Origin of the sequence: Pseudoalteromonas sp. MM17-2, assembly GCF_022347945.1 — a bacterium.
Classification (GTDB): domain Bacteria; phylum Pseudomonadota; class Gammaproteobacteria; order Enterobacterales; family Alteromonadaceae; genus Pseudoalteromonas; species Pseudoalteromonas ruthenica.
Window position 1 is genome coordinate 1 of the sequence record NZ_JAKRFV010000017.1, and the last position, 23,053, is coordinate 23,053.

At 47.0% G+C, this 23,053-nt stretch carries 23 protein-coding genes and 3 tRNA genes; 16 read left to right on the forward strand and 10 right to left on the reverse strand.

Annotated features, from left to right (window positions below):
• Positions 1–733: 733 nt before the first annotated feature.
• The 4 genes from MHM93_RS13465 to MHM93_RS13480 all read right to left on the reverse strand — a co-directional run bounded on the left by MHM93_RS13465 (position 734) and on the right by MHM93_RS13480 (position 3,661).
• Positions 734–1,258, reverse strand: coding sequence for a hypothetical protein (locus MHM93_RS13465; RefSeq protein WP_239449429.1), 525 nt, complete (start codon positions 1,256–1,258; stop codon positions 734–736).
• Between the two features lie 93 nt (positions 1,259–1,351).
• Entirely contained in the window at positions 1,352–2,737 is a 1,386-nt protein-coding gene (locus tag MHM93_RS13470) for a class II fumarate hydratase (protein WP_239449430.1), read from the reverse strand.
• Positions 2,738–2,747: 10 nt separating this feature from the next.
• Positions 2,748–3,110 (reverse strand): hypothetical protein, encoded by a 363-nt coding sequence (locus MHM93_RS13475; RefSeq protein WP_239449431.1) that lies wholly within the window; start codon positions 3,108–3,110, stop codon positions 2,748–2,750.
• A 77-nt stretch (positions 3,111–3,187) separates the two neighbouring features.
• Positions 3,188–3,661: a Dps family protein gene (locus MHM93_RS13480; RefSeq protein WP_022946252.1), complete on the reverse strand. Its 474-nt coding sequence runs from the start codon at positions 3,659–3,661 to the stop codon at positions 3,188–3,190.
• Positions 3,662–3,950: 289 nt separating this feature from the next.
• Between MHM93_RS13480 and MHM93_RS13485 the strand changes: the two genes are divergently transcribed.
• Complete coding sequence (locus tag MHM93_RS13485; RefSeq protein ID WP_022946254.1) at positions 3,951–4,148, forward strand: hypothetical protein; 198 nt, start codon at positions 3,951–3,953, stop codon at positions 4,146–4,148.
• Here MHM93_RS13485 and MHM93_RS13490 read toward each other — a convergent pair.
• Complete coding sequence (locus tag MHM93_RS13490) at positions 4,145–4,741, reverse strand: alpha/beta hydrolase (RefSeq protein ID WP_045980247.1); 597 nt, start codon at positions 4,739–4,741, stop codon at positions 4,145–4,147. The genes MHM93_RS13485 and MHM93_RS13490 overlap by 4 nt on opposite strands.
• A gap of 32 nt (positions 4,742–4,773) precedes the next feature.
• A complete protein-coding gene (locus MHM93_RS13495) occupies positions 4,774–5,319 on the reverse strand; it encodes a YaeQ family protein (RefSeq protein WP_022946256.1) in 546 nt (181 codons plus the stop codon).
• 106 nt (positions 5,320–5,425) lie between these two features.
• Between MHM93_RS13495 and ylqF the strand changes: the two genes are divergently transcribed.
• The 4 genes from ylqF to MHM93_RS13515 all read left to right on the forward strand — a co-directional run bounded on the left by ylqF (position 5,426) and on the right by MHM93_RS13515 (position 8,811).
• Entirely contained in the window at positions 5,426–6,370 is a 945-nt protein-coding gene (gene ylqF / locus MHM93_RS13500; protein ID WP_239449432.1) for a ribosome biogenesis GTPase YlqF, read from the forward strand.
• 432 nt (positions 6,371–6,802) lie between these two features.
• A complete protein-coding gene (locus MHM93_RS13505; RefSeq protein WP_130144992.1) occupies positions 6,803–7,267 on the forward strand; it encodes a DUF2383 domain-containing protein in 465 nt (154 codons plus the stop codon).
• A gap of 36 nt (positions 7,268–7,303) precedes the next feature.
• The gene (locus MHM93_RS13510) at positions 7,304–8,083 is read left to right on the forward strand and encodes a VOC family protein (protein ID WP_239449433.1); all 780 of its coding nucleotides are present in this window, start codon (positions 7,304–7,306) and stop codon (positions 8,081–8,083) included.
• Between the two features lie 62 nt (positions 8,084–8,145).
• Positions 8,146–8,811: an SDR family oxidoreductase gene (locus MHM93_RS13515; RefSeq protein ID WP_239449434.1), complete on the forward strand. Its 666-nt coding sequence runs from the start codon at positions 8,146–8,148 to the stop codon at positions 8,809–8,811.
• 1 nt (position 8,812) lies between these two features.
• Here MHM93_RS13515 and MHM93_RS13520 read toward each other — a convergent pair whose 3' ends face one another.
• Both MHM93_RS13520 and MHM93_RS13525 read right to left on the reverse strand, forming a co-directional pair.
• A complete protein-coding gene (locus MHM93_RS13520) occupies positions 8,813–10,657 on the reverse strand; it encodes a M48 family metalloprotease (protein ID WP_239449435.1) in 1,845 nt (614 codons plus the stop codon).
• 2 nt (positions 10,658–10,659) lie between these two features.
• Positions 10,660–11,247, reverse strand: coding sequence for a LemA family protein (locus tag MHM93_RS13525; protein ID WP_022946262.1), 588 nt, complete (start codon positions 11,245–11,247; stop codon positions 10,660–10,662).
• Between the two features lie 122 nt (positions 11,248–11,369).
• Between MHM93_RS13525 and MHM93_RS13530 the strand changes: the two genes are divergently transcribed.
• The 3 genes from MHM93_RS13530 (at position 11,370) to MHM93_RS13540 (ending at position 14,725) form a co-directional block, all read left to right on the forward strand.
• Positions 11,370–11,723, forward strand: a complete 354-nt coding sequence (locus tag MHM93_RS13530) for a hypothetical protein (RefSeq protein ID WP_045980250.1) — start codon at positions 11,370–11,372, stop codon at positions 11,721–11,723.
• Positions 11,716–14,046 (forward strand): fatty acid cis/trans isomerase, encoded by a 2,331-nt coding sequence (locus MHM93_RS13535; protein WP_239449436.1) that lies wholly within the window; start codon positions 11,716–11,718, stop codon positions 14,044–14,046. The genes MHM93_RS13530 and MHM93_RS13535 overlap by 8 nt, the downstream gene beginning before the upstream one ends.
• A gap of 175 nt (positions 14,047–14,221) precedes the next feature.
• Positions 14,222–14,725 carry a hypothetical protein gene (locus MHM93_RS13540; RefSeq protein WP_053911901.1) on the forward strand — a complete coding sequence of 168 codons (504 nt, stop codon included), beginning with the start codon at positions 14,222–14,224 and terminating at the stop codon, positions 14,723–14,725.
• Positions 14,726–14,753: 28 nt separating this feature from the next.
• Here MHM93_RS13540 and MHM93_RS13545 read toward each other — a convergent pair whose 3' ends face one another.
• Positions 14,754–15,398 carry a peroxiredoxin-like family protein gene (locus tag MHM93_RS13545; protein WP_239449437.1) on the reverse strand — a complete coding sequence of 215 codons (645 nt, stop codon included), beginning with the start codon at positions 15,396–15,398 and terminating at the stop codon, positions 14,754–14,756.
• A gap of 112 nt (positions 15,399–15,510) precedes the next feature.
• On the opposite strand from MHM93_RS13545, the gene MHM93_RS13550 reads away from it, so the two are divergent.
• The gene (locus tag MHM93_RS13550) at positions 15,511–16,131 is read left to right on the forward strand and encodes a dUTP diphosphatase (protein ID WP_239449438.1); all 621 of its coding nucleotides are present in this window, start codon (positions 15,511–15,513) and stop codon (positions 16,129–16,131) included.
• On the opposite strand, the gene yrfG is transcribed toward MHM93_RS13550, so the two are convergent.
• A complete protein-coding gene (gene yrfG / locus MHM93_RS13555; protein WP_239449439.1) occupies positions 16,128–16,781 on the reverse strand; it encodes a GMP/IMP nucleotidase in 654 nt (217 codons plus the stop codon). The two genes, MHM93_RS13550 and yrfG, sit on opposite strands and share 4 nt — an antisense overlap.
• A 60-nt stretch (positions 16,782–16,841) precedes the next feature.
• Between yrfG and nudE the strand changes: the two genes are divergently transcribed.
• The 7 genes from nudE (at position 16,842) to MHM93_RS13590 (ending at position 23,044) form a co-directional block, all read left to right on the forward strand.
• Positions 16,842–17,396, forward strand: coding sequence for an ADP compounds hydrolase NudE (gene nudE, locus MHM93_RS13560; RefSeq protein ID WP_022946269.1), 555 nt, complete (start codon positions 16,842–16,844; stop codon positions 17,394–17,396).
• Positions 17,397–17,430: 34 nt separating this feature from the next.
• The gene (gene cysQ / locus MHM93_RS13565) at positions 17,431–18,234 is read left to right on the forward strand and encodes a 3'(2'),5'-bisphosphate nucleotidase CysQ (protein ID WP_045980294.1); all 804 of its coding nucleotides are present in this window, start codon (positions 17,431–17,433) and stop codon (positions 18,232–18,234) included.
• Between the two features lie 125 nt (positions 18,235–18,359).
• A tRNA-Met gene (locus MHM93_RS13570) sits at positions 18,360–18,436 on the forward strand.
• 35 nt (positions 18,437–18,471) lie between these two features.
• Positions 18,472–18,548 (forward strand) — tRNA-Met (locus MHM93_RS13575).
• Positions 18,549–18,579: 31 nt separating this feature from the next.
• Positions 18,580–18,656, forward strand: a tRNA-Met gene (locus MHM93_RS13580).
• 468 nt (positions 18,657–19,124) lie between these two features.
• Positions 19,125–21,212, forward strand: a complete 2,088-nt coding sequence (fusA, locus tag MHM93_RS13585) for an elongation factor G (protein ID WP_022946271.1) — start codon at positions 19,125–19,127, stop codon at positions 21,210–21,212.
• A gap of 233 nt (positions 21,213–21,445) precedes the next feature.
• Complete coding sequence (locus MHM93_RS13590; protein WP_138589119.1) at positions 21,446–23,044, forward strand: alkaline phosphatase; 1,599 nt, start codon at positions 21,446–21,448, stop codon at positions 23,042–23,044.
• The last annotated feature ends 9 nt before the right edge of the window (positions 23,045–23,053 follow it).

The following is a 23,053-nucleotide window of genomic DNA, read 5'->3' on the forward strand; positions in this document are numbered from 1 at the left end:
TCATCACCAGGCTCCTAATTAGAGAGACCCGTTGCACCAGTGCAGCGGGTTTTTTTATGCCTGTAGGCCAGGCTTCAGCCTTGCGTCACCCTAGTCAGGATAAATCCTGACCCACAACACAGCAGTCTAGTCCGGGTAAACCCCAACCTACAACACAGCACCACCTGCCACCATACTTGTAGGCAAGGCTTTAGTCTTGCAACATCTTAGTCAGGATAAATCCTGACCCACAACACAGCATCACCCTTTACCACACCTGTAGGCCAGGCTTCAGCCTTGCAGCATCTAGTCAGGGTAAAACCCCGACCTACAGCACAACCAAACAATTAAAAAAACCACACCTGTAGGCAAGGCTTTTAGCCTTGCAACATCAAGTCAGGGTAAACCCCGGCCCACAACACAGCAGTCTAATCTGGGTAACCCATGATCTACAATATTAGGCTTTTAAAAACATGATTAGGGGGTGCCAAATGGCTATATATTTTTGGTCTTTTTCGAGTGGAATTGTTAGGCTAGAGAACAGATTTTGAATTTATTAGGGCTGACTTTTGACCCTTCCGTTACTTGCTTACTTATTGATCTTTGCGCTGTTTGGTGTAGCTGCAACGTATTTCGTCAAATTCCTTTACTTTCATTGGTATAAGAATGAGATAAAGCCCAAATTTATTATTCGAGCTTTGGTTTGTATTGCCGCCGTTACTGTATTGTCGCTGGTGTTGAGCGCCTTCGGTTATTAATACGTTTCTTTATTGGCATTGCTCTGTACTGCGACGCACTGCTTTGCTTTGCATTGTGCTGCGGGTCGCGTAAGGTGCTGACAGATACTCACCATGCCTTTTTCAGCATTTAGTTGGCTTTCCTGAGCAGCCAAACTGTTTGCTAACTCAGACACTTGCTGCGGATCTGCTGATTTACTTGAATATACAAGATATTGGCTTGGACCGCCGCAAGCACGGCTACCCACTGCAACCACCTTACATTGGCTGGCACTGTCACAAGATTTGTCCTGCGTCAGTGCTTCTAAACGTTGATAATCAGCTTTGATGGATTGCTCGGTGGCACTAATGGCGCGCTCTTCGTTAATCGGTTGGCTAAGCTGTTCGCCGTCGATCCGCTTATCTTTTCCTAGGTTATCTGTTGTTGACTCAGAGCTAGCTCGCTCTACGGCTGTCTCTACTTCATCGGTCGTGTTTTGTGGCTCATTATTTTGACATGCAGTGAGGGAGAGCAGTGCAAGGGGGATAATTAAGTGGCGCATAGTATTTATAATTGTTGATGAGTATAGTGACCATAATACAAACATTGCGCTAATGCGCAAATGCAGATGTTATGGTCACCTAGCTCAGGCTATCTATTTTTGAATGCCCCCTAGGGTAAGCCCTTTAGGATCGAGTAATTTCTCTAGCTCTTTATAAGGAATGTCGGTTTGTGCTGCAGCTACATCGAGAATAGCTTTATTCTCTTTGTAAGCTTGCTTGGCAATAGCGGCCGCCTTCTCATATCCAATAATGGGGTTAAGCGCTGTTACCAGAATGGGATTCTTTGCTAAAGAACGCTGTAAGTTATCCTCTCTGACGACGAAGCTGGCAATTGCCTTATCAGCCAAAGCATAGCTGGTATTGGTCAGTAACTCGATACTCTGCAATACGTTATAGGCGATAACGGGCAACATTACGTTTAGTTCAAAGTTACCAGCCTGACCGGCTACGGTAATAGTACTGTCATTACCTATGACCTGCGCCGAAACCATGGCTGTGGCCTCAGGGATCACCGGGTTCACTTTGCCAGGCATAATGGATGAACCAGGTTGCAGTGCTTCGAGCTCTATTTCACCAATCCCACCTAAAGGTCCAGAGTTCATCCAACGTAAGTCGTTAGCGATTTTCATAAACGCGACCGCAGCAGTCTTTAGTTGCCCGGATACCGCAACCACCGAATCTTGAGTTGCGATGTGGTAGAACAGGTTTTCTGCCCCTTGGAAGTGACTATCGGTTTGGGCAGCGAGCTGTTTAGCGAAACGTGCCGAAAATTCAGGATCAGCATTGATACCTGTGCCTACAGCAGTGCCGCCTTGGGCAAGTTGATGTAAGTGCTCAGCACTAGCGCTGACTTGTTGCTTCGCCTTAACGACTTGTTCGCGCCAAGCCGACATGCTTTGAGCGAAGGTAACAGGCATGGCATCCATTAAATGTGTGCGGCCGGTTTTAACATGGCTGCCCACTTGTTCAATCTTAGCTTCTATCACACTAATGAGGTGATCCAGTGCTGGGATCAGCTCTTTCTCTATCGCCAGCGCACTACTTACGTGAATTGCTGTTGGGATCACATCATTGGAGCTTTGCCCCATATTTACATGATCATTGGGGTGTACATTATCACCCAGTAACTGACTTGCCCGCGTAGCAATGACCTCATTCGCGTTCATATTGGTACTGGTCCCTGAGCCGGTTTGAAATACATCCACAGGGAAGTGCTCAAGGTGCTCGCCAGCAATAATTTCGCGACAGGCATTGTCTATTGCACCACCCACATTGGCATCGAGATGCCCTAGCTCGGTATTAACGGTGGCGGCTGCGCGTTTTATCTGTGCCAATGCCTGAATAAAACGTGCTGGCATACGCATGGCACTGATGTGAAAGTTGTTCACAGCGCGTTGGGTTTGTGCTTGATATAAGGCATCTGCTGGGACCTGTAGCTCACCCATGCTGTCCTTTTCATGTCGGTACTCTGTGCTCATAATGTGCTCCTTAATAGGGGTTGAACTCATGACAGAGAACGCGAGCTTCTTGGCTGAGTGCTCTGTACTTATACATACCCTGTTGCTGGCGATAAAAACGCTGAAGGGCAAGCTGGGGTTTGTGCAGCTGACAAAGGCTTTGTTTCCTTACTTGCTGTTCCAACAAAGGGTCACAGATGATATTAACCAATTGGTAAAACGTGCGACGTAAATAAAGCTCTTGTAATAAATACATCTGTCGAGCTCCATAGTAGCGAGCCCAATGCAAACCCGTTTCAATAAACTGTGCAACTAAGTTGGGTGCTTGGCCTCGCTGACACCGCGATAGACGGCGCAGTTGAGCTCCAAGAAATTCAAGCGAAATCTGTGGCACGGTGCAAATCCCTCTTTGGCTGTATTGATAATAATTATCATTACAGCCAAAGAGGGAAGATGCAAGTGGTTTTGTGATTAATCCAAATAGGCTTTTAACATCCAAACAAGCTTCTCTTGTTCTTTAATGTAATCGCTCATTAACGCGGCTGTACCTTCGTCTTGGTTATCGCCGGCATCACTGAGCACCTTACGCTGCATTTTTATTAGTGTTGAGTAGCCATCGACGAGTGATTGTACGGCTTGGCCGCCGTCGCTGACATTTTTCACTTCGTTAATTTGGCTTAATTCGATAAAGTCCGAAAATGCGTGTAAGGGCTCACCGCCCAAGGTAAGAATACGCTCAGCTATTTCATCTACTTTTTCCAACAGCAAATTATAAATTTCCTCAAACTTCACGTGCAGCTCGAAGAAATCACGACCTTTGATGTTCCAATGGAAGCCACGGGCATTCATATACTGAATTTGATAGCAACTTAATAGCCGATTGAGTGATTCAATTACGTTTTGAGTTTCTTCACTATCTAATCCAATGGCATTGATTTGCGACATAGCTGTCTCCTGTGCATGGTTGTTTGCTGATAATCAGTATGGCCTAAAGGCATCTGATAACAAGCAGATAAATTCGATGCCTGACATCACTTTTAGCGATAACAACACCGACCCTATAATCATACTTGGGCATGATGTATGCCAAAAACAAGGCCGAGGAGATGAATTTTTGATCTAACGCAACAACTCGATACCGATGATTTATTGCCCAGTGAAAACTTGATTTAACGCAAGGTTACTTTCCTTGTGCAGGCCATACTGAAACCATCAACGATGAGGAGATAGGGCAATGACAAAAGCAAAAAAAGCAGAAATCACAGTATGTATTATCGCCGTACTAACCTTTGTAATCGGTCTTGTTGGTCATTTAGCTGGAGCCAGTTATGCCAACTCTGATGCGTTTGGCATTATTGCTGCGCCAATCCCATTGATAGTCGGTGTTATTGCGGTAATTGCGTATAAAATCGCAGCGGCTGCTGAGGATTAAGTCTTTAGCTGCGCCAAGATATAATCGACCACCTTACGCGAGTAAATGAGGCTGGTGTGGCTAAGGTGAAAAACTTTATGCTGCGCCATACCTGAGACGCGGGTTTCATCAACCATGACCGTACCATCTGACGGCTTGCCCTGCTCAAATAATGGCAGTAAGCCAAAGGGCAAGTCTCCGGCGATACTGTAGAGTTGGGCTGAGAAGGGCCAATCTTGGCTTTCACTCACGAGGTACTCAAGGCTATTCTTCAACAGTGCTTGCATGCCCCGGTCCTGCATATGGCGGGCTATTTGTGCCCCTTTGTGTGGGGTACCAAGGGTAAAGACCTTTTTTACCTGGTCCGTCTGTGGAAACGCCTGACTGAGGTATTGCCGAGCAATAAGGCCGCCCAAGGAATGACAAACAAAAGCGCACTGGTCATCGGCGATGAAGTCATTAATTTGCGCAAAGATTTTATCGGTATCTGGGTTCAGGGTGTTGTATGACACATTTAAAATGCCATACCCCTGCTTTTTAAGACGTGCGCAAAGAGGGCGCATTACGAAGCCAGACATATACAATCCGTGTAATACAACTACCTTAGTGATCATAGTGACTCCGTTGATAACAATGGCGTTAGTATTTAGCCTTGTCCTTGCAACAAGGTCAAGGGGATTTGTAAGCTGGTCTCGCTATCACTCACCCACACTTCATTATCTTCGATGGTAATCGTTAAATCTAAGCTTCTGGAGGCCATTGCTGCCAGCTTCTGCGTATCTTCATAAGCAAGGCTGACGATACGCAGGTTATCAAACCCAGCGAGTTTCGCTTGGTGTTTTTGCCACCAAGCTTGCTGGCTTCCTTCACCATAGGCATAAAGTAATACTTGCTGTGCTCGGCTACAGGCCTTTTTTAGGCGCTTGTCATCAGCGAGACCAAGTTCTACCCATAAGTGAATGCTATCATCGTCGTTTATCCACCACAGCTCGGGCTCATCATCGGCACATAAGCCTTTGGTGAAAACTAGATTATCATTAGCATTTAAGGCAAAGGCAAGCACTCTGATCATCATCCGTTGGTCGGTTTCTGATGGGTGCTGCGCGAGGGTAAAAGAGTATTGCTGATAATGATGGCGGTTTAAATCACTAATGTTCAATCGTGCCTTGATGATCGTTGCTTTTAGGGCCATGCCTGTTCCATAAGAGAGAAGAAAAGCGGGCAGTATACACATTAACGGGTGATCTTGGCGTGTCTCGAAGGTAAAATAATTATTCATCACTTAGGGGAGAGAAAACATGGCAATCCAGTGGTTCCCAGGCCATATGAATAAAGCGCGTAACGAAATTAAAGAGATCATGCCACAAATGGATGTCATCATTGAGGTATTGGACGCGCGAATTCCCTACAGCAGTGAGAACCCTATGGTTGGCGCGTTGCGCGGTGATAAGCCAGTCATTAAAATCCTAAATAAGGCTGACCTGGCCGACCCGCAGATGACCACTCAATGGATGGACTACCTTGAGCGCGAAAATGGTGTCAAAGCCATGCCGCTCGCGAACGATAAAGCGGGCCATACTGGCAAAGTCATTGATCTGTGTAAAAAGCTTGTGCCGCACAAAGTAGGTGCCGATAAACAGATTAAAGCCATGATTATGGGGATCCCTAACGTTGGTAAGTCAACGCTTATCAATACGCTTGCGGGGCGCATCGTTGCTAAAACCGGCAATGAACCTGCGGTCACCAAAGCGCAACAGCGGATAAAAATAGACGAAGGGATCATGCTTTACGACACCCCTGGGATGTTATGGCCTAAGGTTGAAAACGAGAACTCCGGCTATCGTTTAGCGGCAACAGGCGCTATTCGTGATACCGCTATTGATTATGAAGAGGTTGCCAGCTACACCTGTGAGTATTTGCTACAAGCGTATCCGGCATTATTGAGCCAACGCTATAAAGTGTCACCACTGCCAGAACATGACTATGACTTTATGCTTGCAGCGGGCAAAAATCGCGGCTGTCTGCGTGGTGGTAATCAGGTTGATCTTCATAAGTTCGCTGAAATTCTCATTAACGAGTTACGTGATGCGGTGATTGGACGTATTACCATGGAAACTCCGCAGATGCGTGAGCGAGAGGAACAGATGGTTGCCGAATTGCGCGCGGCAGCAGAGGCTAAAAAGGCGGCTAAGGAAGAAGAAAAGCGGCAACGACGTGCAAGAGCACGGAAAAACCGTCGCTGATATCACGACAAATTTTAGACATAAAAAAAGCCCTTTCGGGCTTTTTTGTTTTCATATCTACCGTCACCGATATGAGCAATGTAGCAAGTAAAATAGTAGGGTGGTTGGCGGCCTAACAGTTCAAGGGGCGTTGAGGAGTGCAGCCACCAACCAAAGCGCATTACGTGCGCAACACGTGTTTCAGGGTCGAGAAACAAAGTTGTCCGCAACAAAACGTTTAATGACATCACTGCTTTCGAATGCGTTCCCGTTTTGTTGATATTGATTATCAATAAGATTCGCCTTTGTGTCAACGCTTTTTGCAAATAATTCTCATTAATATCTGTGTTTTTCTATAACAACCTGAAATTATTAAAATTTATTTTTCTTCTTTTTTATTGGAATGGTTCTTGAGTAAGCATTAAGGACAGTAACGATAGAAGGAGCCATGTTATGGGTTTAAAAATTCCTACCTCTGTATCCAGTGAACAAGAGCAAGATATTGAAATTATTGATCAATTAATTGAGTCTTTAGAAAATGAGCGAGTCCTAATTCAAGATGTGCAAAAACACGCTGAAGACGAATCTTTGCAAGCACGCATGAAAGTCTTACATGATCATAAGCGTTATTTGCAAACCGAGTTAGCAAAAGCGGTAGGGCAACAGCAGCAACTCGACGAAGTCGACACCAGTTTATTAGGAGATTTGAAGGAGTGGCAGGCAAAGCTTGAGTCCGTAGTGGGCGACAGTGTGCAAGCTTTCCTCGAAGAGTTGAATTCACAGCAACACAAAACCTTAGTGCAATGTCGTAATGCCGCGCAGGTGATGAATGATAGTCAGGGAGCCCAACAGGTTGAGACCGTGATTGCCCAATTGGAAACTCATGAGCAGTACCTCAAGCGTTTTCTGAATGCGTAGTCTATGGTTAATGAAAACAACAAAAGGAAGTAATTTATGAGCGAGAATTACCCCCAGGGACACTTTTGCTGGACCGAATTGTGTTCATCCGACTGGCAAAGTGGGAAAACATTTTACAGTGATTTGTTTACTTGGTCGGCTGAGGACCAGCCTATCGGCAATGGGCTTTACTATACCATGCTGAAAAAGCCACAAGGGGATGTGGCTGCGATGTATCAAATGCCCGCCGATCAACATGCTCAGGGTGTTCCCAGTTATTGGTTGAGCTATATTGCCGTTGATGACGTAGACGCTATGGCAGACAAAGCAAAGTCGCTGGGGGCAACCATAGTACACGGTCCACATGATGTGCCCGAGGCGGGCCGCATGGTGTTGTTGTGCGACCCTGTGGGCGCCATGGTAGCGCTATGGCAGGGCCAGGGGCACAAAGGGGCCAGTGTGCAAAATGAGGTTGATACGCCGTGCTGGTTTGAGTTAGCGACCCGCGATATTGAATCTAGTACTAGTTTTTACAGTGAGTTGTTGGGCTGGCGCGCCGAACTAAAAGCCATGGAAGGAATGGATTACACCCTGTTCAAAGCGGGTGACACTATGGTCGGTGGTATGGTGGCCATGGATGAGCAGTGGCCTGATGATATTCCGCCACATTGGATGATCTACTTCAGTGTCAACGATTGTGATGCACAAGCAGAGCAAGCTAAAAAACTTGGTGGCGAAGTATGTGTGCAGCCCATGGATGTACCTGAAGTAGGCCGTTTTTGCGTCCTCACAGATCCACAAGGAGCAGTCTTTTCAATCATAAACCTTAATCAATAACTTGGGTTTTATTGATTTACCCCCACCCTAAACTCATCAACTTAAAAAGAGGATGAGTGATTATGAGCCAACATGTGGTGATCACCGGTGCCAATCGGGGCATCGGTTTACAGCTAGCAAAAATTTATAAAACTGCTGGAGCTAAGGTTATTGTCGTGGTCAGGCGTAGCAGCGATGAGCTTGATGAGCTAGATGTTGATGTGCGCACAGGGTTTGATGTAAGCCACGCTGATGATGTGGCCCGCTTGCGCACTGAGCTTAAAGACGAGCACATCGATTTATTGATTAATAATGCCGGTGTGTTTCGTAACGAAACCCTGGCAGAGATGAACTTTGACACCATCAATGAACAGCTCTCGGTCAATGCAGTGGCTCCTGTGCGTGTGACTCATGCATTGCGTGATAACTTTAACAAAGGCGCGAAAGTGGCGATGATCACCTCACGTATGGGCTCTATTGCCGATAATGGTTCTGGAGGCTACATAGGCTACCGTATGTCTAAGGCCGCGTTAAATGCAGCCTCAGTGAGCTTGGCCCATGAACTTAAAGCACAAGATGTGGCGGTGGGGTCAATTCACCCCGGATTCGTGCAAACCGAAATGGTCGGTTACGCTGGCGATATAGGCCCTGACGTTGCAGCACAGCGCATCAGTGAGCGTATTGACGAGCTAAACTTAAATAACAGCGGCGGCTTTTGGCATGCTAACGGTGAAACCTTACCGTGGTAAGCTAGCAATCGATACCATCTATCTCTAAGCAGGCAGCAAGCGTGTAGAGCAGCGTTTGCTCCGCCTCGTTAATGTGTGCATCGTGCTCTACGCATACACGACAAGCCTCCAGTAACTGTTGCCGTTTGACCACAGGGAGGCCTTTTATGACTCGCAGGGCGCGCTGCAATCGTGTCAGCTGGCATCGCGCTTCATGCTCTAAGCTAAGCGGTATCTGTAGATGCTGCGCCGCTGCAGCAAGCGCCAGGCGTTGTTGCTCTGGGTTAGCATGGCCATAGCTTGCCAAAGCGCCAAGAAGCTGCTCACAAGCTGCAACAATCACTGTTTTATTCATAACCGGCAATGCACCAACGGTTTTATCAGCGAGGGCATGAGCGCTCAGCTGCTGAAAAGACCAAGGAACAAGCTCCCAGTTCTCACACAGCGCAGCGAGCTCTTTTAGCTGGGCAAGAAATTGGCTGCGTTGCGCTTTGGGCAAACAGCGAATCGCACCAATGGCAACCTCAAGCAGGCGAAATTGAGGTTCGGTGCTGAGCTTCGTTAATGCAAGCTCAGCCCTATCCAGCTTATATATATCAACATAAGGAAGCGCGGCGATAAACGTTAGCTGTGCTTGGCGATTCGGCCAGTGTTGATGAAGGCACAGTAACATAACTAACCATCGCGCATCGCTCGGCTCATGAGCTAAGTAGCTTAGAGAGTCCTCTATCCCCATGAGTTTTTCTCGAAAGTCGCCATACACTACTTGTGGCTGCGGATTGCGCCCTTGGCTGGCACTAAAAGCCATGGTATTTGCTTGGCTTGGCGCCGTGCGTGGGCGCTCTTTTAATTGTCCATGCCAATGTGGATCAAGCCTGCGAATACGTTTCGTTAGCGGCGGGTGAGTGCTTAACCAGGTTAACCATGGACTCAGTGCATCACTAAAAAAATAATGACTGAATAGGTGCGCATTATTTTGCCTTAAGGTGTTTTTGCGAGGATTTTCGGCAATAGCCAGTAAGGCCCCGGCCAGTGCTTGTGGGTTACGGGTAAACTGCGCTGCACCAGCGTCAGCAAGGTATTCCCGCTGGCGACATACCAGCGCTTTGATAATGTCGCCAAGTTGTGTCCCCAGCCACCCAAATAGTGTCAGAATAACGCCGAACACTGTGGTAAACCCTGCGCCATCTGTGCGTTGCGCGTTGTGGCGACGGGACGCATTCATGGCGCTATAAATTAAGTTTTCACCGGCTTGGCCTATAAAGGTGATGCCATAAAGTAAGGCAGACATACGCACATTAAGGCGTACATCACCATTGACTATGTGGCTGAATTCATGGGCGACGACCGCTTGTAGTTGCGCTCGGCTGAGCTGCTCGAGCGCGCCTTGAGTGATGGCAATGACACTATCGCGACGATGGTAGCCCGCTGCAAACGCATTAATACTGGGCTGGTTGGCAAGTAAATAGGTGCTCGGAACGGGCATCCTGGCGGCAATAGCGACCTCTTCAACAACATTCAGTAGCACCCGCTGTTGTTCATGGTAGGTGTTTGTTTGCACCAGCTGCCCCCCTAGTTGCTCAGCAATAACACTGCCACCACGGCGCAATTGCCAGTACTTATAAAGTATGGCTGTACTGATAATTGCAGTGATGGAAAGGGTGAGCCCGAGGTGGATTGAAGCGTCAGCTCCATGCGCGATACCATAGTTAAACAGGGTGTATGGGTCAGTTGAAAGAATGCTCATCAGCCATAAAAATGGCCAATGTGCGAGGGCGATGAGAGCACCCACAGCGAGCACAAATAATACCAGCAGTAGCCAAGTCTTACGCCTTGCTTGGCGCTGCTGAGAAAAGAAACCGCTCACGGCTACTTAAATGAGACGCTAGGAGCTTGGCGTTGTCTTTGTGGGTCATCCAGTTCTAGCAGTTTGGCATCTTGGTTATGACCTGTCATGTTGGCAATCAACACCGGTGGGAAACTTTGTCGGTAACTGTTATAGGCAAGTACTGAGTCATTGTATGCTTGGCGTGCGAAAGCGATACGGTTTTCGGTGCTTGATAACTCTTCACTTAGATTGGCCATAGTCGCGTCGGCTTTTAATTCGGGGTAGTCTTCTATGCTCACTTGTAAGGCGCCAAGGGCACTGCTCAAGGCGCCCTCCGTTTGCGCTAAATGGGCAAGTTTAGCCGAAGATAATTCACCACCCGAGAGGCTTTGTAGGGCACTTACAGCTTGATTTCTTGCTTGGGTAACCGCTTTTAAGGTCTCACTTTCATGGTCTAAATAAGCCTGAGCGGTGGCGACTAAGTTAGGCACAAGATCATGGCGGCGATGCAGCTGCACATCTATTTGCGCAAAGGCATTTTGGTATTCGTTTTTATAGCGTACCAGCGAGTTGTAAATCACTATGGCAATGACGACTACCACTGCCGTGATGATTAAAAATAGTTCCATAATAAAGATCTCGCGCAAAAAATTGGGTTAACTATACCTGAATTGTGCACAAAATCAGCCAACATGTAGACATTTTTTGCTATCATGAAAGCTGTTTTAGTCTTACCTAATTGGGGCTTGCCATGGAGTTATCGCAAGGCGCTGTACTCAGCCTACCGCTTTTTCAATTCAACGATGAATTACCAAATCGTGATTTAGACCACCCAGATTTATACTTAGAAGTGGTTCTTGACGAGCAGTTACTTGCTCACCTGTGCCAAAACCCAGCGCAAGATCAGAGCGTCAGCTTACAATTGGCCGATTATCAATTGCTGGCGCATACCGAGTCTGTTCCAAGTGAATCCCACAGTGCCATGTTAATGCTCACTCATGGGCCACTTTTAGCAGCCACTTTAGAGCGCGATAATGGCGTTAGTTACGTATCACCCCAACTGGAAATGATGCCGACCTTTGATCTAGGGGATGATGATGAATAAACTGACGTGGGGTTTGCTGTTGCTGCTATGTACGGGCTGCGCCGTATTAGGTGCGCAGAAGTATGATAGCCTTTTTGGCCCTGAGCAGGTTCAAAACCGCAGTAACAATGTAAGTCCTGCACAAAGCGACTTTTTTACCGAGCAAGTCAAACCCGTGATAGATAACCGCTGTGTCGTCTGCCACGGGTGCTATGATGCGCCTTGTCAGTTGAAAATGTCATCTCCTGAGGGTATTGAACGTGGTACCTCTACAGACTTGGTCTATGATGGCACCCGGCTACTTGCGAGTAAGCCGAGCCGCTTATTCGTTGATGCCCACACCACGCAACAGTGGCGTGAGCGTGGCTTCTCACCGGTGCTTAACGAGCGTGAGCAAAGCGCCCATGCTAATTTGGTGGGCAGCGTGATGTATCAAGCTCTGGCATTGAAACAGCAGCACCCGCTGCCAGATCAAGCCATTCTGGGTGAGGAATTTGACTTTGCTCTGGATAGAGACCAAACCTGTCCCACTATTGGCGAGTTTCAACAATACGCTCAAGATAAACCTCATGCGGGCATGCCCTATGGTTTGCCAGCACTGACCAGTAAAGAAATGTCGGTGCTCACACAGTGGTTGCAAGATGGCGCGAAAATGCCCGAGCACGCACCCATTAGCGCTGAGCTGCAAACTGAAGTGAACAAGTGGGAACGTTTTCTTAATCAAGATGATAACAAACACCGCTTAAGCGCTCGTTATATTTATGAGCACTGGTACCTGGCCAATATCTATTTTGATCAAATCAGCACCTCGGAGTTTTTCACCTTAGTTCGTTCGCGCACGCCTCCCGGTGAAGCCATCGATGTTATTGCCACTCGCCGCCCTTATGAAGACCCTAAGGTAGCGCGCGTTTATTACCGCCTGTTGCCTCGAAAAAGTACCGTACTGGCCAAAACCAATATTCCACTGGCGTTGAATAATGACAAGCTAGCTCGCTTGCGATCACAATTTATTGCGCCGGAATATGCCGTGCCGTCACTGCCAGGGTATGACATAAAAGTCGCTTCAAACCCGTTTAAAGTCTTTGCAGCTATTCCCGTAGGCTCTCGATATCAATTTATGCTCGATGAGGCTGAGCTTATTATTCGTGGTTTTATTCAAGGGCCTGTCTGTCGAGGTCAGATTGCTTTGAATGTGATTAATGACCAGTTTTGGGTCGCCTTTGTTGACCCTAAATTCGTGAGTCAGCCCAAAATTGATGAATTCTTAATGCGCCACGAAGATATGCTCGATATGCCTGCCCAAGAAGATTCGAACGCTTTGCCTATTTCTAGCTGGGTCAAATACGCCGCGAAACAAAGTACATATTTGGAGGCCAAATCGAAGCTTGCCAATGAAGTTTTTGCCAATGGCCAACACCTCACCGAAAACCTTATTTGGCAAGGGGAAGGGCATAATGACAATGCCGCATTAACGATTTTCCGGCACTTTAACTCGGCAACGGTGGTCAAAGGCTGGGTCGGCGAGCAACCCAAAACCGCTTGGATTTTAGATTACTCATTATTTGAACGAATTCATTATCTGCTGGTGGCTGGGTTTGATGTATACGGCAATGTTGGTCATCAACTGATCACTCGTCTGTACATGGACTTCCTGCGCATGGAAGGCGAAGATAACTTTCTTGCCTTACTACCTAAAGAGCAGCGCAAGGCACTACGGGCTCATTGGTATAGAAAATCACCCACCAGTCTTGTCGAGTTTATGAAAGACACCAATGTGCGCTTTGAGCAACCGACAGGCATTGATTACAAAACGTCACAGCCACAACAAGAGCTTTACCAGCGCTTAGCCACAAAGCTCTCGGCGGTATTAAGTCAGCGTTATGATTATCAAAAAGTACCTAATGTGCTGCGCCAACTGAATGCCATGCCAAGCACAGCGGTGAACTTATTACCACAAGTGAGCTATATCTTGGTGGCCAATGCTGAGGATGATTATCAGGCGTATACTTTGCTGCATCACAATGCCCACTACAACATCAGCAGCTTATTAGACGAGGAAGATCAGCGCGCCTACGATGAAGATAAAGCACTCGTCATCCCCGGCTTTATTGGTGATTACCCTGAAGCGCTATGGTTGTTACAACCACAGCAGCTGGAAGATTTTGCTGCGCATATGCAAAAAATGACCAGCGAGGCTGATTACCGTACCTTAAAAAGTCGTTTTGCCGTGCGTCGTACTGACCCGCAATTTTGGCGCTTTAGCGATATTTTGCACCAGCAGGTGAAAAAATATCGGGGAATAGAGTATGGCTTATTAGATTATAACCGACTTGAAAATCGTTAACCTTTCTAGAGCTAATTGTTTGTTAAATATAGATAAATAATTAGCTTCTAATGATTTTATAGCAGTCTTTTTTAGCAAATTGGTACAGAAATGAAAATGTAACAATTTGCAAAGACTTGTTTACCTGTGGCGGTTTTGGCAAAATTGCCGCTGTGCCTAAAATTAGAGAACAACAATGCACTATTGGTTTGTATTATTGCTCGCCCTGAGCGCAACATTCGCAGCGCAGGGCAATGAAAAAAAGCTCAGTAAATGTATTAGCCCCGCAGGTAAAGTAACCTACACCACTAAACGCTGTCCTGCAGGGCATCGTGAAGAGGTTATGCGTGAGCAGTTATCGCTTATTCAGTTTGCTGAAAAAGCGCGCAAAACACCGGATGTGGGCCCTAAAGAAGCTGACGAAAGTGACCTGACTTATTACTTGCGTTCTAACTACGGCGGTACTAACTGGGTAGAAAACATTCAACGTAGCTACTTAGAAAAATACAACGCTGTAGTGGTAGTTGATACCTTCCGTTTGCATAAGCTTGAAGGTATTTGTCGAGCGACACAAAAGTGGATCAGTGAACACCCACACCCTATCTTTGAGCTCAGAGATATGCGCTTTGAGTTTACCACGGGCTCTTCATTTGATACCCGTTACGTGACGCAAGGCAAATGTGATTATCGCCTACGTTAATAACGAAAAGGAGCCTAGGGCTCCTTTTTTAATGACTCATAACTTGTTTTGCAGCGGCCAGTAGTAACGGCTCTGATAAACGAACACGATAATTTGGATTGGCGTACTGGAAATGCACCATCCCTTGCGTATCGAGCACAAACACGGCAGGCACTGGCAGCGCCACTTTTTGCTCACCATCCAAGCCAACAAAGTTTACGCCCAACTTATTACGATAAACTTTAGCCGTTTTATCATCTAAGAAAAAAGCTAACCCCATTGCTTGTGCCAATGCCAGCTGATCGTCTGAGAGCAGTTGGTAGGTCGGTGAGCTAATAGTGCTTTGCGCAAGCTTTGCAGGACTATCTGGTGAGACGGCGATGATTTGCAAGCCCACCTCGGCGATCTGTTGCTCGATATTTTGGATATTCTTTAATTGCTTTGAACAGTAAGGACACCAGCCACCACGGTAAACAACCAACACTGTAGGCTTATTTGCTAATAGCTTTTTTAGTGCAACAGGTTGGCCCTGGGTGTCTTTCAACGTGACATCGGGCACGCTCAAGCCGGGCAGAAGCGGACTTACGCGCTCAGCTGAATCGCTGATATTGGTAATGACCGCTGCACTGGCGACACCACTGAATAACAATAAGATGGCTCCTACAACAGAGCCCGCAAGTGTTTTAGATAACATAAAATTCCTTTATTAATACTGTGAAAGCAATGCAACTAGAACGGCCCTAGGGTGATAATCTTTCACGCTATAGGTATGATAGGCAAATACACAGACAATGAGAGATTAAAGAATGTCTAGCGCAGCAAATAAAATTGCCATCATGTTAGAAATGCAGCATGCCATGAATACCAAAGTTCACGAGCAATGGTTTGAGCAAGGGTTTGAGTGGTATCGGGCTATTTGGGTTGAGTGTGCGGAAATGCTGGACCACTATGGTTGGAAATGGTGGAAAAAACAAACTCCGGATACAGAGCAAGTGATTTTGGAGCTGGTGGATATCTTCCACTTCGGCTTGAGTCTGCGCATTGACGGCCACACTTCGTTTGCTGAGTTGGCGGCGCAAATTGAGCAGGAAATGCAAAGCCCTATTCAAGGAGCTGATTTTAAAGTCTCGTTGGAGACGTTAGCAGCTAGCGCGGTAGCTGATAAAGCTTTTAATGCTGCTGCTTTTGCCGGCTGTATGCAGCAAATTGGAATGAATATCGATGATCTTTATCGTGGTTACGTTGGCAAGAACACCTTGAACTTCTTCCGTCAAGACCATGGGTATAAAGATGGAACCTATATCAAAGTGTGGCATGGTCAAGAGGATAATGAGCACTTGGTCGACGTGGTAAAAAGTCTGGACACTGATAACCCAGACTTCGCCAAGCTCGTTTATCAAGGCTTGCAGCAGCGCTACCCCAGCTAGGCAGGCAAAATGTCACGATAATCGGTGACATTTTCATATCCGGCAAGCGGCTTGTGTGGCTGCTTGCTGTCGGGGTTAGCCACTGCTAGCAGATGATTGATCCCAAAGCACTTCGCTGCATCGAGTACCGCTGCGCTATCGTCGACGAACAACGTCCGCTTTTTATCAAAGCCTAAGTCGCTTTGCACCTGCTGCCACAGCGATTGGTGCTCTTTACTAACGCCGTAGTCATGGGTAGAAACAAGCTTATCAAGATAGCGGTCCAGCTCAGTGCGTTCTACTTTTAAGCTCAAACTATCTCTATGCGCATTAGTGAGCAAAATAAGCTCTTTTCCTGAATTTTTTAATGCCTGCAAAAACACCTTGGCATCGTCACGAATACTAATCAGGTGCTGAATTTCACGCTTTAACGTCATAATGGGCAACTGTAATTGTTGTTGCCAATAATCTAAGCAATACCATTGTATTTGTCCTTGTACTGCTTCATAGCGGGCCGCCATTTGCTCTCTGGCTTGTTGCAGCGGAATTTGTTGCTGTTTAGCGAGTTGGTGGGGGATGACTTCGAGCCAAAAATGGTTGTCAAAATGCAAGTCTAATAAAGTGCCATCCATGTCGAGTAATACGGTGTCGATATTGGACCAATTTGGCATGGGCTTTTCCTACTAAAACAATTATCATGGATTTATGTTGATAATAACAAAGTCGCGGCTATGACACAGAAAAAGCATCCAACGCCTCCAGAAATACTTGATAATAACGTGGTGGCAAAAAGTAGATTATTTACTGTTGAGGCCCTAGAGCTGCGCTTCTCGAATGGCGAGCAACGTCAGTATGAACGTATTCGAGGCGGAGGCCGTGGTGCGGTCATGATCGTTCCGGTTAACGAACATGATGAACTTATATTAGTGCGTGAGTACTGTGCCGGTACCAATGACTATCAGCTGGGGTTTCCAAAAGGCTTAATCGATCCGGGGGAAACGCCGTTTCAAGCTGCCAATCGAGAGCTGCAAGAGGAAGTGGGCTTAGGCGCTCATGAGCTTAACGAGATGAAAAAAGTGTCGCTCGCGCCTAGCTACTTTAATGCTCATATGCACATTATCACCGCCCGTGACCTTTACCACCAAACGTTGGCTGGTGATGAACCAGAGCCATTAGAGGTAGTGCATTGGCCAATGGCGCAATGGCAAGCTTTGCTTGGCGAGCCGGACTTTACCGAAGCACGAAGTGTGGCAGCTTTGCTATTATTAATACAGGCATCTAATTAAGCCACGAGGTTCAGCAGTAAAAAAGGGGGTCGTGTTGCAAGATTTTCTAGCTCCATGCATTGAGTTGGCCGAGCAAGCAGGTTTGGCCATTATGGCTATTTATCGCCAGAATGATATTGGAGAGCAGGTAAAACAAGATCACACCCCAGTGACCAAAGCAGACATTGCAGCGAATGATGTGCTTATGGCTGGGCTCGAGAAAATGGCGCCTGACATCCCGATTATGTCCGAAGAGACGCCCATTCCCAGTTTAGAAAAACGGCAGCACTGGCAGCGCTATTGGCTGCTGGACCCAATGGATGGCACCGGAGAGTTTATTCTCGAAAGCGGTGACTTTGCCGTCAACATTGCACTAATTGAAAACAATCGACCGGTGCTCGGCGTGATTCATTGGCCGGCGAAAAACACCACCTACTTCGCAACTTATCAACAAGGGGCGTATAAGAAAACGCCCCAAGGGGTTGAGCGCATCAGTGTCGCCCAACCGGCAAACCTTACTTTAGCGGTTAGCCGCAGGCAAAAACTAGAGGCCGTTAGTCAGTACTTAAATGCCACCTTCGACACCGTGCCGTTAGGGTCATGCTCACTCAAGGCCTGTATTATCGCTGAGGGGAAAGCCGATTGCTTTATGCGTATTGGTCCAACCGGTGAATGGGACACCGGCGCTTCGCAGGTGATTGTCGAAGAAGCGGGCGGGTGTATTACCGATGCAGAATTTAATCCACTCACTTATAACCAGCGTGAATCAACAGAAAATCCCGACTTTATTGTGATGGGGCATCCCGATTGGGAGTGGCAAAAAATGATTAGCCCTCATCAGCGCTCTCATCATAATTAGTCTTCAATGGTGGAAAAACCAGCAGCTGATATGGTTTCGGTGTAATTAAACTTGCATTTAAATTTTGTTGCTATATTATGGCGCTCTCGTTGGCGAAGGGGCTTCCCTAGACCCAACAATGTGGACGCGGGATGGAGCAGTCTGGTAGCTCGTCGGGCTCATAACCCGAAGGTCGTCGGTTCAAATCCGGCTCCCGCAACCAACTTCTAAAAGTTGCAAGCGTCCACAGATAATTGGCGCGGGATGGAGCAGTCTGGTAGCTCGTCGGGCTCATAACCCGAAGGTCGTCGGTTCAAATCCGGCTCCCGCAACCAACTTTTATCGCCAGTTATCACCTTATATTGACGCGGGATGGAGCAGTCTGGTAGCTCGTCGGGCTCATAACCCGAAGGTCGTCGGTTCAAATCCGGCTCCCGCAACCAATTCTTCCAATTCTTAGTAGACCTCACTACCAATTACTATTTCAAATCTATTCGACCTAAGGTCGTCGCCACTGCGTGTCGCGTTCACATCCGGCTCCCGCAACCAATTCTTAGAAACCTCTCTAGTTATATTCTATTTTTAAGTTAAAAATTCACTCGACTTACGGTCGTCGCCATGGCGTGTCGCGTTCATATTCAAGCCTTACAATGAATTACCCTGCGTTGTTTTAAATAAAACGCTATACCCCTTTTGGCAAATTTTTATATTGCTATTGTGGCGTTTTATCGGCGTGAAATCATATCTTTCTAGCTCCGGCAAAGCCGCATCCTACCTTGGCTCAAACGATTTTATTGGCGACCCCAAGATTTTCCTAATTTGATTGCATTTTAAGCGGTTTCTATGATGATGTTCGCCACAAGAGGTGATATACTCCCGCCGAATAATTTTTCGACCAATAGAGTAAAGCAATGGCAGATTTATCAAAATACAGAAATATTGGTATTTTCGCGCACGTAGATGCGGGTAAAACGACCACGACAGAGCGTATTCTGAAGCTCACCGGTAAAATTCACAAAACCGGTGAAGTACATGACGGCGAATCAACGACCGACTTCATGGACCAAGAAGCTGAGCGTGGTATTACAATCCAATCAGCAGCTGTAACATGTGAGTGGAAAGGTCACCGTTTAAACGTAATCGATACTCCTGGACACGTTGACTTCACAGTAGAAGTATATCGTTCACTTAAAGTACTTGACGGTGGTATCGGTGTATTCTGTGGTTCTGGTGGTGTTGAGCCGCAGTCAGAAACTAACTGGCGTTATGCGAACGAATCAGAAGTAGCACGTTGTATCTTCGTAAACAAACTAGACCGTATGGGTGCCGACTTCTACCGCGTTGTAGAGCAAGTGAAAAAAGTACTTGGCGCAAACCCACTAGTGATGACTCTTCCTATCGGTATCGAAGACCAGTTCTCTGGTGTTGTTGATGTACTTGAGAAGAAAGCATACGTTTGGGATGACACAGGTCTTCCTGAAAACTACGAAGTACAAGACGTTCCAGCTGACATGGTAGACAAAGTAAATGAGTATCACGAGATGCTTGTTGAAACTGCCGTTGAGCAAGACGACGATCTAATGGAAGCATACATGGAAGGTGAAGAGCCTTCTTTAGAGCAAATCAAAGCGTGTATCCGTAAAGGTACTCGTGATCTTGCGTTCTTCCCAACTTACTGTGGTTCAGCGTTCAAGAACAAAGGTATGCAGCTAGTTCTAGACGCTGTAGTTGATTACCTACCTTCACCAACAGAAGTAGATCCGCAGCCACTAACTGACAAAGACACTGGTGAGCCTACTGGTGAAGTTGCAACTGTATCTGCAGATGAGCCACTTAAAGCGCTTGCGTTCAAAATCATGGACGACCGTTTTGGTGCACTTACCTTCATCCGTATCTACTCGGGTCGCATGAAAAAAGGTGACACAGTACTTAACTCAGCAACAGGTAAAACTGAGCGTATCGGCCGTATGGTTGAGATGCAAGCTGACGAGCGTAACGAACTTACCGAAGCGCAGGCGGGTGACATCATCGCTGTTGTTGGTATGAAGAACGTGCAAACTGGTCACACATTATGTGATCCTAAGCACGAATGTACGCTTGAAGCGATGATCTTCCCTGATCCAGTAATCTCAATCGCTGTTGCACCTAAAGATAAAGGTGGTACAGAGAAAATGGGTATCGCAATCGGTAAAATGGTTGCAGAAGATCCATCTTTCCAAGTTGAGACTGATGAAGACTCAGGTGAAACCATCCTTAAAGGTATGGGTGAACTACACCTTGATATCAAAGTTGATATCCTTAAGCGTACTTACGGCGTAGACCTTGTTGTTGGTCAGCCTCAGGTTGCTTACCGTGAAACTATCACCAAAGAAATCGAAGATAGCTACACGCATAAGAAGCAATCAGGTGGTTCTGGTCAATTCGGTAAGATCGATTACCGTATCAAGCCAGGTGAAGTAGGTTCAGGCTACAAGTTCAGCTCAAGCGTTGTTGGTGGTAACGTTCCTAAGGAATTCTGGCCAGCAGTTGAGAAAGGCTTCGCATCAATGATGGAAGAAGGTGTTCTTGCCGGCTTCCCAGTACTAGACGTTGAAGTTGAACTATTTGACGGTGCTTTCCACGCAGTTGACTCATCAGCTATCGCGTTCGAAATCGCTGCAAAAGGCGCATTCCGTCAGTCTATCCCTAAAGCGGGTGCACAACTTCTTGAGCCAATCATGAAAGTTGACGTATTCACTCCTGAAGACAACGTGGGTGACGTAATCGGTGACCTTAACCGTCGTCGTGGTATGATCAAAGACCAAGAAGCGGGCGGCATGGGCGTACGCATCAAGGGTGAAGTACCACTATCTGAGATGTTCGGTTACATCGGCCACCTACGTACTATTACTTCTGGTCGTGGTCAGTTCTCTATGGAGTTCTCACACTACGCACCTTGTCCGCAAAACGTTGCTGACGAAGTAATCGCTGCAGAAAAAGCGAAAAAAGAAGCGAAGTAATAGTCGCCTCTTCTAAGAAAAACCCAGGCTAGTTGCCTGGGTTTTTTTATGCCTATTCCTCTGCCTCCGTATTCGCTGTCATATATTCATCATCTGTCCGTCAATAAATGGTTATATTTTAGAAACATTCGTTCCCTACAGTAACGACGCCAGTACAACCCTTGCTGGTACATATTTGTGGTTAAGAACAGCTTCTTAACAGCGCTAAATAATAAAACTCACGGGAACAAAAAATGAAAGTATCAAAGTTAGCCTTGGCGATGGCGGCAGCCTCGGCCATTTCCTCGCTGGTGTGCACACCAGTGCAGGCCGGAGTCTTGCCTGACGTTCAGACCAATAGTCAGTGGTATCAAACAGATAAGAATAAGCTCAACGAGAAGCAGCAATTGGCCAATCAGCAAAAACTGACTAAGGCCAAAAATGTGATTCTGTTTGTTGGCGATGGTATGGGGGTGTCCACACTCACAGCAGCCCGTATTCTACAGGGCCAAAATAACGGCAAAATGGGTGAAGAAGGTTACCTTAGCTTCGAGAAGTTTCCTTACTCGGCGCAGGTAAAAACCTATAATGTTGATGCACAAACCCCAGACTCAGCAGGCACCATGACCGCCATGGCGTCAGGGGTTAAAACTGATGTGGGTGTGATTGGTGTAGATGAAGATATCGAGCGCGGAAATTGTGCCACAGTAGCTGGTAATGAACTGATTACTGCTTTGGAGCTTGCAGAAATTCGAGGTTTAAGTACTGGTATCGTCAGCACCGCTCGTATTACCCACGCCACTCCTGCAGCAACCTATGCCAAATCAGCAGATCGTAACTGGGAAGACGTGTCAGACATGCCTGCGCAGGCAGTTGCGCAAGGGTGTGAGGATATCGCTACGCAATTGGTTAACTTTGAACAAAACCTTGAAGCGCGCTTTGCTGGTACTGACGTGGATGGTATAGAAGTGGTTATGGGCGGTGGCCGTCGTCACTTCCTACCGAAAGACGAAACGTATAACACTCTTGATGCCCGCAGCGCTATCGAAGGAGACCGCACCGATGGTCGTGACCTGACTCAGGAATGGCAACAAAAGTATGCCGATGGTGTCTATGTATGGGATCGTGCTGGCTTTGATGCTATAGCCGATGACGCTCAGCGGGTGTTTGGACTGTTCAATGAATCTCATATGCAATATGAAGCTGACCGAGGCAATGATCTTGCTGGTGAGCCTTCCCTATCGGAAATGACCGCTAAAGCAATATCTGTGCTTGATAATAACGATACAGGCTTTTTCCTTACGGTTGAATCCGGGCGTATTGACCACGCTCACCACGCGGGTAATGCATACAATGCGCTGAACGATACAATCGAACTGGCTAATGCCGTGCAGTATGCCATCGAGAACACGAACCCCGAAGAAACATTGATTTTGGTGACTGCGGATCACAGCCACGTCTTTACCATTGCCGGTTACCCTAAACGTGGTAACCCTATTCTGGGTCAGGTAGTGGCGGTAGGGCAGCAGCAGCCGACGCTTGCAGCAGATGGTAAGCCTTACACCACGCTCGGTTATGCCAATGGCTTGGGCTTTCGCGACCTAGGCATGGAAACTAATGCTGATGCCAGCTACAGCGATGCGCCGCAAACCGGGCGTCAAAATCTGGCGGGTATCGATACCACCACCCCAGGTTTTCACCAAGAAGCAACCATTCCACTTAGCTCAGAGACACACGCAGGCGAAGATATTTCCCTTCATGCTATGGGTCCCAGCGCGCATCTAGCGCAGGGAGTGATTGAACAAAGCATGGTGTTCCACATTATCGACTCAGCCCTTGAGCTCACTAAGTAAGCAGGTATT